We start from the raw sequence: 12,963 nt of genomic DNA on the forward strand, positions 1-12,963 counted from the left end.
ACGCGGACGAAAGAACATCATGAACACGAACAACAAGATCGCCCTCGTGACGGGCGCCTCCTCAGGCATAGGCCAGGCCACCGCCGAGCGGCTCGCGAAAGCCGGCTACACCGTGTACGGCACGAGCCGGCAAGGGCGGCAGGCGGGGCAGCGCGGATTCAAGATGCTGGCCCTGGACGTGACGCTGGACGACTCGGTCCAGGCTGCGGTGGACCAGGTGATGGCGCTGGCGGGCCGTATCGACCTTCTCGTCAACAACGCCGGCTTTGGCGTCGCGCCGGCCGGCGCGGAGGAAAGCTCCATCGAGCAGGCGCAGGCCATCTTCGACACCAACTTCTTCGGCATCGTCCGCATGACACGGGCCGTTCTGCCGCACATGCGGCGCCAGGGCAGCGGCCGCATCATCAACATCGGCTCCGTGCTGGGCTTCCTGCCCATGCCCTACGGCGCGCTCTACGCCGCAACCAAGCACGCGGTCGAAGGCTATTCCGAGTCGCTCGACCACGAGCTGCGCACCCGCGGCATCCGCGTCTCGGTCGTCGAACCGGCCTACACCAAGACGCCGTTCGACGCCAACTTCCTGGAGCCCGATGCCAAGCTCGATGCATACCGCGAGGCCCGTGTGGCGGTGAGCGAGAGGGTGAGGCAAGTGATGACGACCGCAGACCAGCCCGACGTCGTCGCCGAGGTCGTACTGAAAGCCGCCAGCGCAGCTCAGCCGCAACTCCGCTACACGGCCGGCGGGCTCGCGAGCCGCCTGCGACTGCTGCGCCGGTTCGCGCCCGCGAGCATGGTGGACGCCGGCATCCGGCGCGATCTGCAGCTCGACGCGGTATCGTCGGCGAGCGCATCATGAAAGCCTTTCTCCTCGACCGCTACGGCAAGAACCGCACATTGCGGTCGGCAGAGGTGCCGGCCCCGACGCTGCGCGATGACGAGGTGCTGGTCCAGGTCCACGCCGCCGGCGTGAACCTGTTGGACGCCAAAATCAAGAACGGCGAATTCAAGCTCATCCTGCCCTATCGCCTGCCCCTGGTGCTGGGCCATGACGTGGCCGGCGTCGTCACCGAAGTCGGGCCGCGCGTGCAAGGTTTCAAGCCGGGCGACGAGGTCTATGCTCGGCCCGATGACTTCCGCATCGGCAGCTTCGCCGAATACGTGGCCGTCAAGGAGGCGTCCCTGGCGCTCAAGCCCAAGGCGCTCAGCATGGAAGAGGCCGCGTCGCTGCCACTGGTGGGCCTGACCGCCTGGCAGGCCCTCATCGAGAGGGCCAAGCTGAAGAAGGGGCAGAAAGTCTTCATCCAGGCCGGCTCCGGTGGCGTCGGCAGCTTCGCCATCCAGCTGGCCAAGCATGTGGGGGCCACTGTCGCCACCACGACCAGCGGCGCCAACATCGAGCTCGTGAAGCGCCTGGGCGCCGACGTCGTCATCGACTACCGCAACGAGGACTTCGAGCGCGTGCTGCAGGACTACGACGTCGTGCTGCACAGCCAGGACAGCGCGGCATTGCACAAGTCCCTGCGCGTGCTCAAGCCCGGCGGCACCCTCATCTCGATCTCCGGCCCGCCCGATCCTGCCTTCGCAAAGGGCCTGGGCGCGCCGTGGTTCGTGCGCCTCGTCGTGCGTCTATTGAGCGCCGGCGTCAGGCGGGCGGCAGCGCGCCTGGGCTTGAACTACTCATTCCTGTTCATGCGCGCCAGCGGGCAACAGTTGCGCGAGATCACTCGCCTGGTTGACGCCGGCGCGATACGCCCGGTCGTGGATCGCGTCTTTGCGTTCGAATCGACGAACGAAGCGCTGGCCTATGTCGAAACAGGCCGGGCCAAGGGCAAGGTGGTGGTCAAGGTGAAGTAGACGACCGGTGGCGATGCGCGCTGCCCTCGGCCTTGCGGTAGTGCTCGCCCAGGACATCGCGGCCGAAGTCGCCGTCGAAGTCGCGCCACACCGAATGGATGTGGTTGCCACCCGAGTTGTCAAACTCGATGAGGAAGCTGGCGCCCTGGATGCGGAAGTAAAACGGCTGGCCAGCCTGCGTTGATCCGGCCCAGCCCATGCGGATGCCGTCGAGCGGCGCGGCGCGCACGCGGCCCAGGCGAGCCTGGGCCAGATCGGGTTGAAGGTGGTCGGCCAAGGCGGTGATCAGCTTCAGCACCTGGGCCTGCTGGCCGGCGTCCATGTCCGCGAAGGGCAGGCCCATGGCGTCCAGCGGCCTGGCACGCGCGGCATTGCCGCTGACGATGTCGCCAAAGGGGCGGGTGCTGAAGATGGCGCGCGAACGCTGTGCCGGCGCCAGACCGGCCAGCCATTGGCGGGCCAGGTCTTCCTCGCTACCCAGCAGGCGAAAGCCCTGCTGCGGCCCGGCAGGCACGACGGCCGGGTTGGCGCCAAAGAATTGCGGCAGCGTCGACACATAGCGGTCGCCGTCCAGGCTGAAGTGCAGCGACAGGTGATGCCCCTCGATGCGCCAGCCCCAGCCAGTCGCGCCCGGCTCGCCGTAGATCGCGATGGCGTAGTTCTCGGGATCGCGAAAGCTGCCCGAGCTCTCGATCTGGCGCAGCGCGATCTCCAACGCCATCAGCGCCCTGACCTTGCCCAGGCCGCCCTCGTTCAGCGCGGTGCGCAGCAGGGCCGTCGTCGCCTCGCGCTGCGCGGGCGACATGGCCTTCCAGGCGATGCCGTCACGGCGGCGCGGCGTGTAGTGCCAGTCACTGCGGGCGGCGTCGGTGAAAGGGTGCAGCAGATCGCCGCGCTGCGACGCCGGCGTGGCCTGCGCGAGCTGTCGGGCTGCCTGGGCGGGGGCCGGCACCTGGGCGTGCAGCTTCGGCATGACGGCAAGCAGGGTCAGGAGGGCCGAACTGGCCAGCAGTGAACGGCGGAGCTTCATGGCCCCCAACATAACGTAACCACCAAGGCCTCTGCTAGGGATCAACATTCGGCCAGGCCGGCCCTAGGCTGGCCACTCACTCAGGAGACCCCCATGGCCGCCAAGAACACGATCTGCCTCTGGTACGACGGTGACGCCGAAGCCGCCGCCCGCTTCTATGCCGAAACCTTCCCCGACAGCCGCGTCGGCGCCGTCCACCGCGCGCCGGGTGACTATCCCGACGGCAAGCAGGGCAATGTGCTGACCGTGGAGTTCACCGTCGCCGGCATCCCGTGCATCGGCTTGAACGGTGGCCCGATGTTCAAGCACAGCGAAGCCTTCTCCTTCCAGATCGCCACCGACAACCAGGCCGAGACCGACCGCCTGTGGAAAGCCATCGTCGGCAATGGTGGGCAGGAAAGCCAGTGCGGTTGGTGCAAGGACCGCTGGGGGCTGTCGTGGCAGATCACGCCGCGCGCGCTCATCGATGCCATCAGCGACCCCGATCCCGCCGCTGCCAAGCGGGCCTTCGAGGCCATGATGGAGATGCAGAAGATCGACATCGCCAAGATCGAGGCCGCACGACGCGGTTGAGCGGGCCCGCCGGGCCCTGAGAATCCCGGCCATGAGACCTGCCCTCACCATCGCAGGGCTGCTGGCCGCCGCCCTGCTGGTCAGTTGCGCCCACCGCCCCAGCCTCGCACCCCAACCGCTCGCCGAAGCCGACGCGGCCGTCGAGCGCTTCATCGCCCAGGGCCAGCTGCCGGGCGCCGCTGTGTGGATCGAGCGCGTCGGCCATGGCAGCCACCACCGCGCCTACGGCCAGGGTGCCGTCGAGCCGGCGCCCGAGCCGCTGGACGAGGCCACCGTCTTCGACGCCGCCTCGCTGACCAAGCCGGTCATCACCGCCACGCTGGTGCAGCTGCTGCGCGAGCGCGGCCAGCTTGACCTCGAAGCGCCGCTGCAGCGCTATCTGCCGGGCTGCGGTGGCGCCGACAAGGCCGGCATCACGCTGCGCCTGCTGCTGACGCACAGCTCGGGCCTGCCCTCCGGCCTGCCCCGCAATGGCGCCGGTGACTGGGCCGGCAAGGACGACGCCCTGCGCATCGCCTGCGACCTGCCCCTGGCCGCCGCGCCGGGCACTCAGTTCCGCTACTCGGACGTCAACTACATCCTGCTCGGCCTGATCGTCGAACGCGCCAGTGGTGTGGCGCTGGAACGCCTGGCCGAGCAGGCCCTGTTCCAGCCCCTGGGCATGATGGACAGCGGCTATCTGCCGCTGCGCCGCATGGACGCCTCACGCGTCGCACCGACCGAGAAGTTGCCCGGTGGCCAGGTGCTGCGCGGCGAGGTGCACGACCCGACCGCCCGCAAGATGGGCGGCGTGGCCGGCCATGCAGGCCTGTTCACGACGACGGCGGACCTGGCCCGCTTCGCGCGCATGCTGCTGGCCGGCGGCGTGGGCGAGGACGGCCGACGCCTGCTGTCCGAGCAAAGCGTGGCCCTGCTGACGACGCCGCAGTCCCCGCCCGACCTTGCCGAGCAGCGCGGCATGGGCTGGGACATCGCCTCGCCCTATGCGCGCCCGCGCGGCAGCCTCTATCCGCCCACCAGTTTTGGCCACACCGGCTTCACCGGTTGCGCCTTCTGGCTGGACCCGACGAGCCGCAGCTTTTTCGTGCTGCTGTCCAACCGCGTGCACCCAGCCGCAGGCACCAATGTGCTGCCGCTGTATGGCGAGCTGGGCACGCTGGCGGCGCGGGCAGCGGGTTTGTAGGCGGATAAGCCAACCTCATCGCGCCCCAGCCCGTTTCGTCGCATGAGCCCGACCTCCTGCGCGCGTCGACCTAGATTGCAGGCCTTCAATGGCACAGGATCTGCATGAACCCCATGAGGCGTGACTGGTCGAGACGGGTCTTGCTCGGCGTGCTGGCGGCTGCGCCGGCTGCCACCAGGGCAGCGCTCGCGACCCAAGGCGAGGTGTTCGTTGTCTCCACCCTGTACTCGCGGCACAAGCTGGTGCCAGCCTACGGCCTGCCCGTGCTCCGCCAGGTCCTCGAGGCCGTGAAGCCCGATGTGCTGGTGTTGGACGTCACGCCCAAGGAACTGCGCACCCGCAAGGTCTGGCCCGGCAAGGTCGAGTACCTCGACGTCATCTTTCCCTACCTCGATGCCAACGGCATCCCGGCTCTGGGATCGGAACCGGACGAAGCCTTGTTCAATCAGCTGACGGGCTCGGTGGGCCAGGCCTACAAGGCCTTCGGTGAGCGGAACCCGGCCGGCGCCAAGGCGCTCGACGAGCTGAAGCAGGCCACGTATCGCGCGCTGGCCAGCGGGTGGAGCTCTGCTGCCGACGTGAACAGCGAGAAGACGGACCGGCTGGTAGCTGCGCTGCGGGAGATCGAGGAGGGCCTGGTGGGCCAGGAGGCTGCCCAGGTGCAGGCCCAGTGGGATCAGCACCACGCCGATCGGCTGTGCGACGCCGTGCACGCGCATGCCGGCAAACGGGTGCTGATGCTGGTGGGCATCGAAAGCCGCTACCGCGTGCTGCGCAACCTGCGGTCTGCGGACGAGATTCACCCGACCGACGCCGAGGCGTGGCTGCGGCGCGCTGGACTTTGATCCCGCGCCCCGAAGCCTGACGGCTTGAGCGCGAAAAGCAGCGCCAACTGAAATAGCTCAGTCGTTTTGCTTCGTTGGCGCGGCATGGCCCGCTGCCTAGAGTGGCGGGCATGTCTCTCGCCCTCGCTTCCCTTTCTGCGCCACCCGTGCTCATCCTGCAGCGCGTGGGCCAGTCGCGTGGGGCGCGGCCGCTGTTCGAAGAGGTGGACCTGGCCCTGCATCCCGGCCAGCTGCTGTGGGTGCAGGGCGCCAACGGCAGCGGCAAGACCAGCCTGCTGCGGCTGATCTGCGGCCTCAGCGCGCCGCGCGCGGGGCGGGTGCATGTGGAGCGCGACTTGCTCTACATCGGCCACCGGCCCGGGCTCAAGGACGTGCTGTCGGYCATCGAGCAGCTGCGCAGCAGCGCCGCGCTGGCCGGGCGTCCTTGCACTGAAGGACAGGCCCTGGCGGCACTCGCGCCGGTCGGCCTGGACGACGCCGCCGGGCTGCGCCTGGCCCAGCTGTCCGAGGGCCAGCGCCGCCGCGTCGCCCTGGCGCAGTTGTGGCTTCCCCGGGTTGCACCGCTGTGGGTGCTGGACGAGCCGCTCGCCGCGCTGGACGCCGCGATGGCCGATCGCATCGCCCAACGCCTGGACCGGCATGCGGATGAAGGCGGCAGCGTCGTGTTCACCAGCCACCAGGCCCTGCCGCTCAAGCGCAGCGTCCGCAGCCTGCAGCTCGGGAGGCCCTGATGGGCGCCGCAGCCCAAGCCGCCGCGGCGCTCGCCCGGCGGGAGTGGTCCAGCACGCTGCGCCAGCCGGCCGAATGGCTGACGCCTCTGGGCTTCGTCGTCGGCGTGGCCGCCATGTTTCCCCTGGGTCTCGGGCCCGAGCCGGCTAGGTTGCGCGAGCTGGCGCCGGGCTTGCTGTGGATTGCCGCACTGCTGGCCAGCCTGCTGGCCCTGCCGCGCCTGTTCGCACCCGACCTGGCCGACGGCAGCCTGGAGCAATGGTGGCTGGCGCCGCTGCCACGCCCTTTTGCCGTGGCGCTGAAGCTGGCCGTGCACTGGGCCTTGGGCAGCCTGCCGCTGGTGCTCGTCACGCCGCTKCTGGCGCTGGCCTTCGGCATCGACAACCCGACGCCACTCGCGCTGAGCCTGCTGCTSGGCACACCCGCGCTGGCTCTGCTCGGCGGCCTGGGCGCGGCGCTGGTGCTGCATGCGCGCGCCGGCGCCGGCTTGCTGGCCCTGCTGCTGCTGCCGCTGGAGGTGCCGGTGCTCGTCTTCGGCACTGCGGCGGCCCAAGGCGGTGCGAATGCAGACACCGCCCTGCTGCTGCTCGGCGCCTGGCTGGCCGTGCTGCTGGCCCTCGCCCCCTGGGCCACCTCGGCCACTCTCTCACTGATGTTGGATTGAATGACCACCCCGCACCCGCTCTGGCGCTATGCCAGCCCCGCCCACTTCCTGCCGCTGACCGGCCGGCTGCTGCCCGCGCTGTGGCTGCTGGCAGCACTCGGCATAGCGACCGGCCTCACCCTCGGCCTCTTCATCGCGCCCACCGACGCCCAGCAGGGCGAGGCCTACCGCATCCTCTACCTGCACGTGCCGGCGGCGTGGATCGCGATGGTCTGCTACGGCGCCATGGCCTTCTGGGCGCTGTGGGGCCTGGCCTGGAAGACGCGCCTGGCCTTCGTGCTGATGCGCGCGCTGGCGCCCACCGGCGCCCTGTTCGCCGTGCTGACGCTGCTGACCGGCTCGCTCTGGGGCCGGCCGACCTGGGGCACCTGGTGGGTCTGGGACGCGCGCCTCACCTCGGCCCTGCTGCTGGCCCTGCTCTATGTCGGCTTCATCGCACTGACCTCGGCCGTCGACACGCCCGACGACCCGCGTCGCGGCGACCAGGCCGGCGCGCTGCTGGCGCTGGTTGGCGCGCTGAACCTGCCAGTGCTGTATTTCTCAGTCAGCTGGTGGAACACCCTGCACCAGGGCGCCTCCATCACAGCGCGCGGCAGCGCGATCGCGCCGGAGATGCTGGCGGCGCTGCTGCTGTCGACGCTGGGGTTCTGGGCCTATGCCGGCGCTGTCGTGCTGGCGCGGGCGAGGCGGCTGCTGCAGGCCCGGGTCGAGTCCGAGGCGCGCTGGCCACGTGCGCTTGGGAGCCTGGCATGAGCGAGCTCTTCGGCGCCCACGCGTTCTATGTCTGGGCTTCACTCACGGCCGTGGCCCTAGGCATCGCCGTCGAGCTGTGGTCCCTCCGCCGATGAAACCCCGCCACATCCGCCTCCTCGGCCTGCTCGCCATGCTGGCCCTGCTCGCAATGGCCGGAGGCCTGGTGCTGAAGGCCTTCCGCCAGAACCTCGTCTTCTTCGTCACGCCCAGCGAGATCGTGCGCGGTGAAGCGCCGGCCGGCACGCGCTTTCGGCTCGGCGGCATGGTGGCGCCTGGTTCAGTGCAGCGCGGCGCCGACGGCCTGATGAGCTTCACGGTCACCGACGGTGCACGCGACGTCGCCGTGAGCTACCGCGGCCCGCTGCCCGACCTGTTTCGCGAAGGCAAGGGCGTGGTCGCGCAGGGCAAGCTGGCCGGCCTGGGCTTCGTCGCCGACGAGGTGCTGGCCAAGCATGACGAGAGCTACATGCCGCCCGAGGCTGCCGCGGCGCTCAAACAAGCGAGCGCAAGATGACGCCCGAACTCGGCCAGTTCGCACTGCTGCTGGCGTTGGCGGTCGCACTCGCGCAGGCGCTACTGCCGCTGTGGGGCGCACAGTCCGGCCGCACGCGCTGGATGGCTCTTGCGCGGCCCCTGGCCACCGTCGGCTTCGGCCTCGTCAGCACCGCCTTCGCCACGCTGGTCGCCAGCTTCATCCAGCTCGACACCTCGGTCGCCTACGTCGCCGCCAACGCCAGCCACGAGCTGCCGCTGGGCTATCGCATCACGGCGAGCTGGGGCGGGCACGAGGGCTCGCTGCTGCTGTGGGTATGGATGCTGGCGGCCTGGGGCGCGCTGGTGGCCGCCCGCAGCCGCAAGCTACCGCCCGCCTTCGCGGCGCGCGTGCAGGGCGTGCTTGGCGCCGTGGCGGCTGGCTTCCTCGCCTTCATCGCCTTCACGTCCAACCCCTTTGCTCGGCTGCTGCCCGCGCCGCTGGAGGGCCGCGACCTGAACCCGCTGCTGCAGGACCCCGGCATGGCGGCCCATCCGCCGCTGCTCTACATGGGCTATGTGGGTTTCGCGGTCGGCTTCGCCTTCGCGGTGGCGGCCCTGCTGGACGACGCGCCCGACGCGCGCTGGACGCGCTGGGCCCGGCCCTGGGTGCTGGCCGCGTGGTCGGCGCTGACGGGCGGCATCCTGCTCGGCAGCTTCTGGGCCTATTACGAACTGGGCTGGGGTGGCTTCTGGTTCTGGGATGCGGTCGAGAACGCGGCCTTCATGCCCTGGCTGCTGGGCACGGCGCTGATCCATTCGCTGGCCGTGGCCGACAAGCGGCCGGGCTTCCTGCGCTGGAGCGTGCTGCTGGCACTGCTGGCCTTTGCGCTGTCGTTGCTGGGCACCTTCCTCGTGCGCTCGGGCGTGGTCAGCTCGGTCCACGCGTTCGCTAGCGATCCGGCCCGGGGCCTCTTCATCCTGGCGCTGCTGGGCCTGGCGGTGGGTGGGTCGCTCACGCTCTACGCGCTGCGCGTGGGGCGCCTGCCCGCGGCCGAGGGCTACGCTCTAGGCTCGCGCGAATCGCTGCTGCTGCTGAACAACCTGCTGCTGGCCACGGCCACGGGCACCGTGCTGCTGGGCACGCTCTACCCGCTGGCGGCCGAGGTTATCTCGGGCACCAAGCTGTCGGTCGGCGCCCCCTACTTCGATACCGTCTTCCCGCCCATCATGCTGCCCCTCGTCGCCCTGCTCGTCGTCGGGCCGCTGGCGCGCTGGCGAGTAGCCGCGCTCGGCGTCGTGAGGCCGCTACTACCGCTGGCCTTGGCGGCGCTGGCGAGTGCTGCGGTGCTGGCGCTCGCGCTGCAGGGCTCGCTGTGGCTGGCTGCCGGCATCGCCACAGGCCTGTGGGCACTGGGCGGCACCGTGGCGCTGGCCTGGCGCCAACGCGCCGCCTGGCGGCACAACCTGCCGCTGTGGCTGGCCCACGCCGGCATCGCCGTCTTCGTGCTGGGCGTGACGCTGGTGCGCAGCCTGGAGCAGGCGCATGACCTGCAACTCGCGCCCGGCGAGCAGGTGCTCGTGGCAGGCCATCTGCTGCGCTTCGAAAGGCTGGAGGCCGTGGACGGCGCCAACTACCGCGCCGCCCGGGCCAAGCTGGTGTGGCAACACGGCGGTGAGGTCATCACGCTGTCGCCGGAGAAGCGCGTCTATACCCGTCGGCAGTCTGCGATGACCGAGGCGGCCATCTCGCGCGGCCCGTGGCGCGACGTCTACGTCAGCCTGGRCGATGCCGATGTCGACGGGCGCTGGGCGCTGCGCCTGCAGATCAAGCCCTTCATGAGCTGGGTGTGGATCGGCGCGCTGCTGATGGCCGTCGGTGGCCTCTGGGGCGCACTCGCTCGGGGACGCAGCCCGCGCGCCGAGTTGCAGCCCAACTTCGTCCCCGCGCTGTCGACGCCATGAAACCCAAGCTCGCCACCCTCGTTCCGCTGCTGGCCAGCGCAGCCCTCGTTACGCTGCTCGCACGCGGCCTGAACCGAGATGCCCTGGCGGAGCCCACTTCGCCCCTGATCGGCAAACCTGCGCCCGTGCTCGACCTCGAGCGCCTGGACGGCGAAAGCCTGGCCTTGCAAGGCCAGGTCTGGGTGCTGAATGTGTTCGCCTCCTGGTGCGCGCCTTGCCGTGCCGAGCTGCCGGTGCTGGGTCAGCTGGCCGAACAGAGCGGCGTGCGCGTCGTCGGCCTGGACTACCGCGACACGCCCGAGCTGGGCCTGGGCTTCCTGAAGCGCCACGGCAACCCGTATGCGCTGACCTGGCTGGACCCGCAAGGCAAGGGCAGCCTGGCCTGGGGCATCACCGGCGTGCCCGAAACCTTTGTCATCGACCGTCGCGGCATCGTGCGGCTGCGGCACACCGGGCCGGTCACGGCGGAAGACTTGAACAAGCGCTTGCTGCCGCTCATCAAGAGGCTGCAAAGTGCGTAGCCTCATCGCGATCGTTCTGCTGACCGCCGCGCTCGTCGCGCAGGCCGAGAATCTCGACACCCGCGTCGAGCGCCTGGCCCAGGAGCTGCGCTGCGTCGTCTGCCAGAGCCAGAGCGTGGCCGAGTCCAACGCGCCGCTGGCCGTCGACATGAAGCGCCAGCTGCGCGAAGGCCTGGCCGCCGGCCGCAGCGAAGTCGAGCTGCGTGAGGAGCTGGTGCAGCGCTATGGCGAGCAGGTGCTCTACCGCCCCGCCCTGCACGCCGGCACGGCGCCGCTCTGGTTCGGGCCGCTGGCACTGCTGGCCATCGGTGCCGGTGTCTATCTGCGCCAGGGCCGGCGGCGCGAGGAGCCGCGATGAGCCTATTCATCCTCGCCGCCGTCGTGTTGACGCTGGCCTCGCTGCTGCCTCTCGCGCCGGCCCTGCTGGGCCCCAACAGCCCACGCGCATGGCGCACCGCTGCAGTCCTGGGACTGGCCCTGCCGCTCTCTGCCAGCCTGCTCTACGTCCAACTCGGCCGACCCGACGCCATCAACCCGCCGCCTACGCCGCCCGCCAACCCCGTTCAGCAGATGGTGCAGCGCCTGGCCGACCGCCTGCAGCGCACGCCCGACGACGCCGAAGGCTGGGCCCTGCTGGCCCGCGCCTACGAGCAGCTGGGCCGCCTGCAGGACGCCCTGCCCGCCTACGCGCAGCTCGAACGGCTGCGCCCCGCCGACCCGCAGCCCTTGAGCCAGCACGCTGTCACCCTCGCCCTGGTGCAAGGCCAGGGCCTCGCTGGCGAGCCCGAGGCGCTGCTGCAGCGCGCCCTCAAGCTCGACCCGCGCCATGTGCCCACGCTGGCCCTGCTCGGCAGCGCCGCCCATGAGCGCGGCGACACGGCGGCGGCTGTGGGCTACTGGCGCCGCGTGCTGGCCGAGGTGCCGGCCGACAGCGACATCGCCGCCTCGCTGCGCGACAGCATCGCGAAGGCGCAGGCCCGTTGAACAGGCCCTACATTGCGGCTGACCGTCTTCAGCCCGGAGCCCCGCCATCGACTCGCCGCCCCGCCCCGTCAGCTTCTGGGAAGCCTTCCGCTTCTGGCTCAAGCTCGGCTTCATCAGCTTYGGCGGGCCSGCCGGSCAGATTGCCATCATGCACACCGAGCTGGTCGAGCGGCGCCGCTGGATCAGCGAGAAGCGCTTCCTGCACGCGCTGAACTACTGCATGGTCCTGCCCGGCCCCGAGGCCCAGCAGCTCGCCACCTACATCGGCTGGCTGATGCACCGCAGCTGGGGTGGCATCGTCGCCGGCGCGCTGTTCGTGCTGCCGTCCCTCTTCATCCTCGTCGCGCTGGCCTGGGTCTACATGGCCTGGGGCAAGCTGCCCGTCGTGGCCGGCCTGTTCTATGGCTTGAAGCCCGCCGTGACGGCCCTGGTCGTGCATGCGGCCCACCGCATCGGCACGCGGGCGCTGAAGAACGGCTGGCTGTGGGGCATCGCTGCCGCCGCCTTTGTCGCCATCTTTGCGCTGGACGCACCCTTCCCGCTGATCGTGCTGGCCGCTGCCCTCATCGGCCACATCGGCGGCCGGTTGGCGCCGCAGGTTTTCGCCCTCGGCGGCGGCCACGGTGCTGCCAAGCAGGACTACGGCCCGGCCCTCATCGACGACGACACGCCGACGCCGGCCCATGCCCGCTTCAGCCGCGGCCGCCTTGCGCGCGTGCTCGCCATCGGCCTCGGGCTGTGGCTGGCCGCCATGGCTGGCCTCGTCGCCGTCCACGGTTTTCAAGGCGCGCTGACGCAGATGGGCTGGTTCTTCACCAAGGCCGCACTGCTGACCTTTGGCGGCGCCTATGCGGTGCTGCCCTATGTCTACCAGGGCGCCGTCGAGCAGCACCAGTGGCTGACCGGCACGCAGATGATCGACGGCCTGGCCCTGGGCGAGACGACGCCGGGGCCRCTGATCATGGTGGTCGCCTTCGTCGGCTTCGTCGGCGGCTGGGTGAAGCAGCTCTTCGGGCCGGACTCGCTCTTCCTGGCCGGCGCCGCGGCGGCGAGCGTCGTCACCTTCTTCACCTTCCTGCCGTCCTTTGTCTTCATCCTGGCCGGCGGCCCGGTCATCGAGTCCACGCACGGCAAGCTGCAGTTCACCGCACCACTGACGGCTATCACGGCGGCAGTCGTCGGCGTCATCCTCAACCTGGCCGTGTTCTTCGCGTATCACGTGCTGTGGCCCCAGGGCTTTGGCGGGCGCTTCGACGCGGTCTCGGCGCTGATCGCCGCGGGCGCTGGCATCGCGCTGTTTCGCTTCAAGCTGGGCGTCATGCCGCTGCTGGGCCTGTGCGCGGCGATCGGCCTGGCCACCACGCTGCTGTGAGGCGGCGCCAGGCCTGCAT

Annotated in this window: 15 protein-coding genes; 14 read left to right on the forward strand and 1 reads right to left on the reverse strand. The window is 70.4% G+C overall.

Annotation, left to right across the window (positions count from 1 at the left end):
* Positions 1-19 precede the first annotated feature (19 nt).
* Both ACXJKJ_RS15315 and ACXJKJ_RS15320 read left to right on the forward strand, forming a co-directional pair.
* Positions 20-856 carry an oxidoreductase gene (locus ACXJKJ_RS15315; protein WP_457390877.1) on the forward strand — a complete coding sequence of 279 codons (837 nt, stop codon included), beginning with the start codon at positions 20-22 and terminating at the stop codon, positions 854-856.
* Positions 853-1,854 carry an NADP-dependent oxidoreductase gene (locus ACXJKJ_RS15320; RefSeq protein ID WP_457390789.1) on the forward strand — a complete coding sequence of 334 codons (1,002 nt, stop codon included), beginning with the start codon at positions 853-855 and terminating at the stop codon, positions 1,852-1,854. Before ACXJKJ_RS15315 ends, ACXJKJ_RS15320 begins: the two co-directional genes overlap by 4 nt.
* On the opposite strand, the gene ACXJKJ_RS15325 is transcribed toward ACXJKJ_RS15320, so the two are convergent.
* Complete coding sequence (locus tag ACXJKJ_RS15325; RefSeq protein WP_457390791.1) at positions 1,841-2,884, reverse strand: DUF3500 domain-containing protein; 1,044 nt, start codon at positions 2,882-2,884, stop codon at positions 1,841-1,843. The genes ACXJKJ_RS15320 and ACXJKJ_RS15325 overlap by 14 nt on opposite strands.
* A gap of 93 nt (positions 2,885-2,977) precedes the next feature.
* Here ACXJKJ_RS15325 and ACXJKJ_RS15330 point away from each other — a divergent pair, with 93 nt between their 5' ends.
* The 12 genes from ACXJKJ_RS15330 to chrA all read left to right on the forward strand — a co-directional run bounded on the left by ACXJKJ_RS15330 (position 2,978) and on the right by chrA (position 12,944).
* The gene (locus ACXJKJ_RS15330) at positions 2,978-3,457 is read left to right on the forward strand and encodes a VOC family protein (protein WP_056193933.1); all 480 of its coding nucleotides are present in this window, start codon (positions 2,978-2,980) and stop codon (positions 3,455-3,457) included.
* A 31-nt stretch (positions 3,458-3,488) separates the two neighbouring features.
* Entirely contained in the window at positions 3,489-4,640 is a 1,152-nt protein-coding gene (locus ACXJKJ_RS15335; RefSeq protein WP_457390792.1) for a serine hydrolase domain-containing protein, read from the forward strand.
* A gap of 104 nt (positions 4,641-4,744) precedes the next feature.
* On the forward strand, positions 4,745-5,485 hold the full coding sequence (locus tag ACXJKJ_RS15340; RefSeq protein ID WP_457390794.1) for a hypothetical protein: 741 nt from the start codon (positions 4,745-4,747) through the stop codon (positions 5,483-5,485).
* A 110-nt stretch (positions 5,486-5,595) separates the two neighbouring features.
* Positions 5,596-6,216, forward strand: coding sequence for a heme ABC exporter ATP-binding protein CcmA (gene ccmA / locus ACXJKJ_RS15345; RefSeq protein ID WP_457390796.1), 621 nt, complete (start codon positions 5,596-5,598; stop codon positions 6,214-6,216).
* Positions 6,216-6,878 carry a heme exporter protein CcmB gene (ccmB, locus tag ACXJKJ_RS15350; protein WP_457390797.1) on the forward strand — a complete coding sequence of 221 codons (663 nt, stop codon included), beginning with the start codon at positions 6,216-6,218 and terminating at the stop codon, positions 6,876-6,878. The genes ccmA and ccmB overlap by 1 nt, the downstream gene beginning before the upstream one ends.
* Positions 6,879-7,631, forward strand: a complete 753-nt coding sequence (gene ccmC, locus ACXJKJ_RS15355) for a heme ABC transporter permease CcmC (protein ID WP_457390798.1) — start codon at positions 6,879-6,881, stop codon at positions 7,629-7,631. It begins immediately after the preceding gene.
* A gap of 91 nt (positions 7,632-7,722) precedes the next feature.
* The gene (gene ccmE / locus ACXJKJ_RS15360; RefSeq protein WP_056193920.1) at positions 7,723-8,145 is read left to right on the forward strand and encodes a cytochrome c maturation protein CcmE; all 423 of its coding nucleotides are present in this window, start codon (positions 7,723-7,725) and stop codon (positions 8,143-8,145) included.
* Positions 8,142-10,067, forward strand: a complete 1,926-nt coding sequence (locus tag ACXJKJ_RS15365; protein ID WP_457390799.1) for a heme lyase CcmF/NrfE family subunit — start codon at positions 8,142-8,144, stop codon at positions 10,065-10,067. The genes ccmE and ACXJKJ_RS15365 overlap by 4 nt, the downstream gene beginning before the upstream one ends.
* Positions 10,064-10,588: a DsbE family thiol:disulfide interchange protein gene (locus ACXJKJ_RS15370; protein ID WP_457390800.1), complete on the forward strand. Its 525-nt coding sequence runs from the start codon at positions 10,064-10,066 to the stop codon at positions 10,586-10,588. Before ACXJKJ_RS15365 ends, ACXJKJ_RS15370 begins: the two co-directional genes overlap by 4 nt.
* Positions 10,581-10,946, forward strand: a complete 366-nt coding sequence (locus ACXJKJ_RS15375) for a cytochrome c-type biogenesis protein (protein ID WP_457390801.1) — start codon at positions 10,581-10,583, stop codon at positions 10,944-10,946. The genes ACXJKJ_RS15370 and ACXJKJ_RS15375 overlap by 8 nt, the downstream gene beginning before the upstream one ends.
* A complete protein-coding gene (locus ACXJKJ_RS15380) occupies positions 10,943-11,572 on the forward strand; it encodes a tetratricopeptide repeat protein (protein WP_457390803.1) in 630 nt (209 codons plus the stop codon). Before ACXJKJ_RS15375 ends, ACXJKJ_RS15380 begins: the two co-directional genes overlap by 4 nt.
* Positions 11,573-11,618: 46 nt before the next feature.
* Positions 11,619-12,944 (forward strand): chromate efflux transporter, encoded by a 1,326-nt coding sequence (gene chrA, locus ACXJKJ_RS15385; protein WP_457390879.1) that lies wholly within the window; start codon positions 11,619-11,621, stop codon positions 12,942-12,944.
* Positions 12,945-12,963: the final 19 nt, after the last annotated feature.

Source organism: Roseateles sp. P5_E1 (assembly GCF_054049335.1).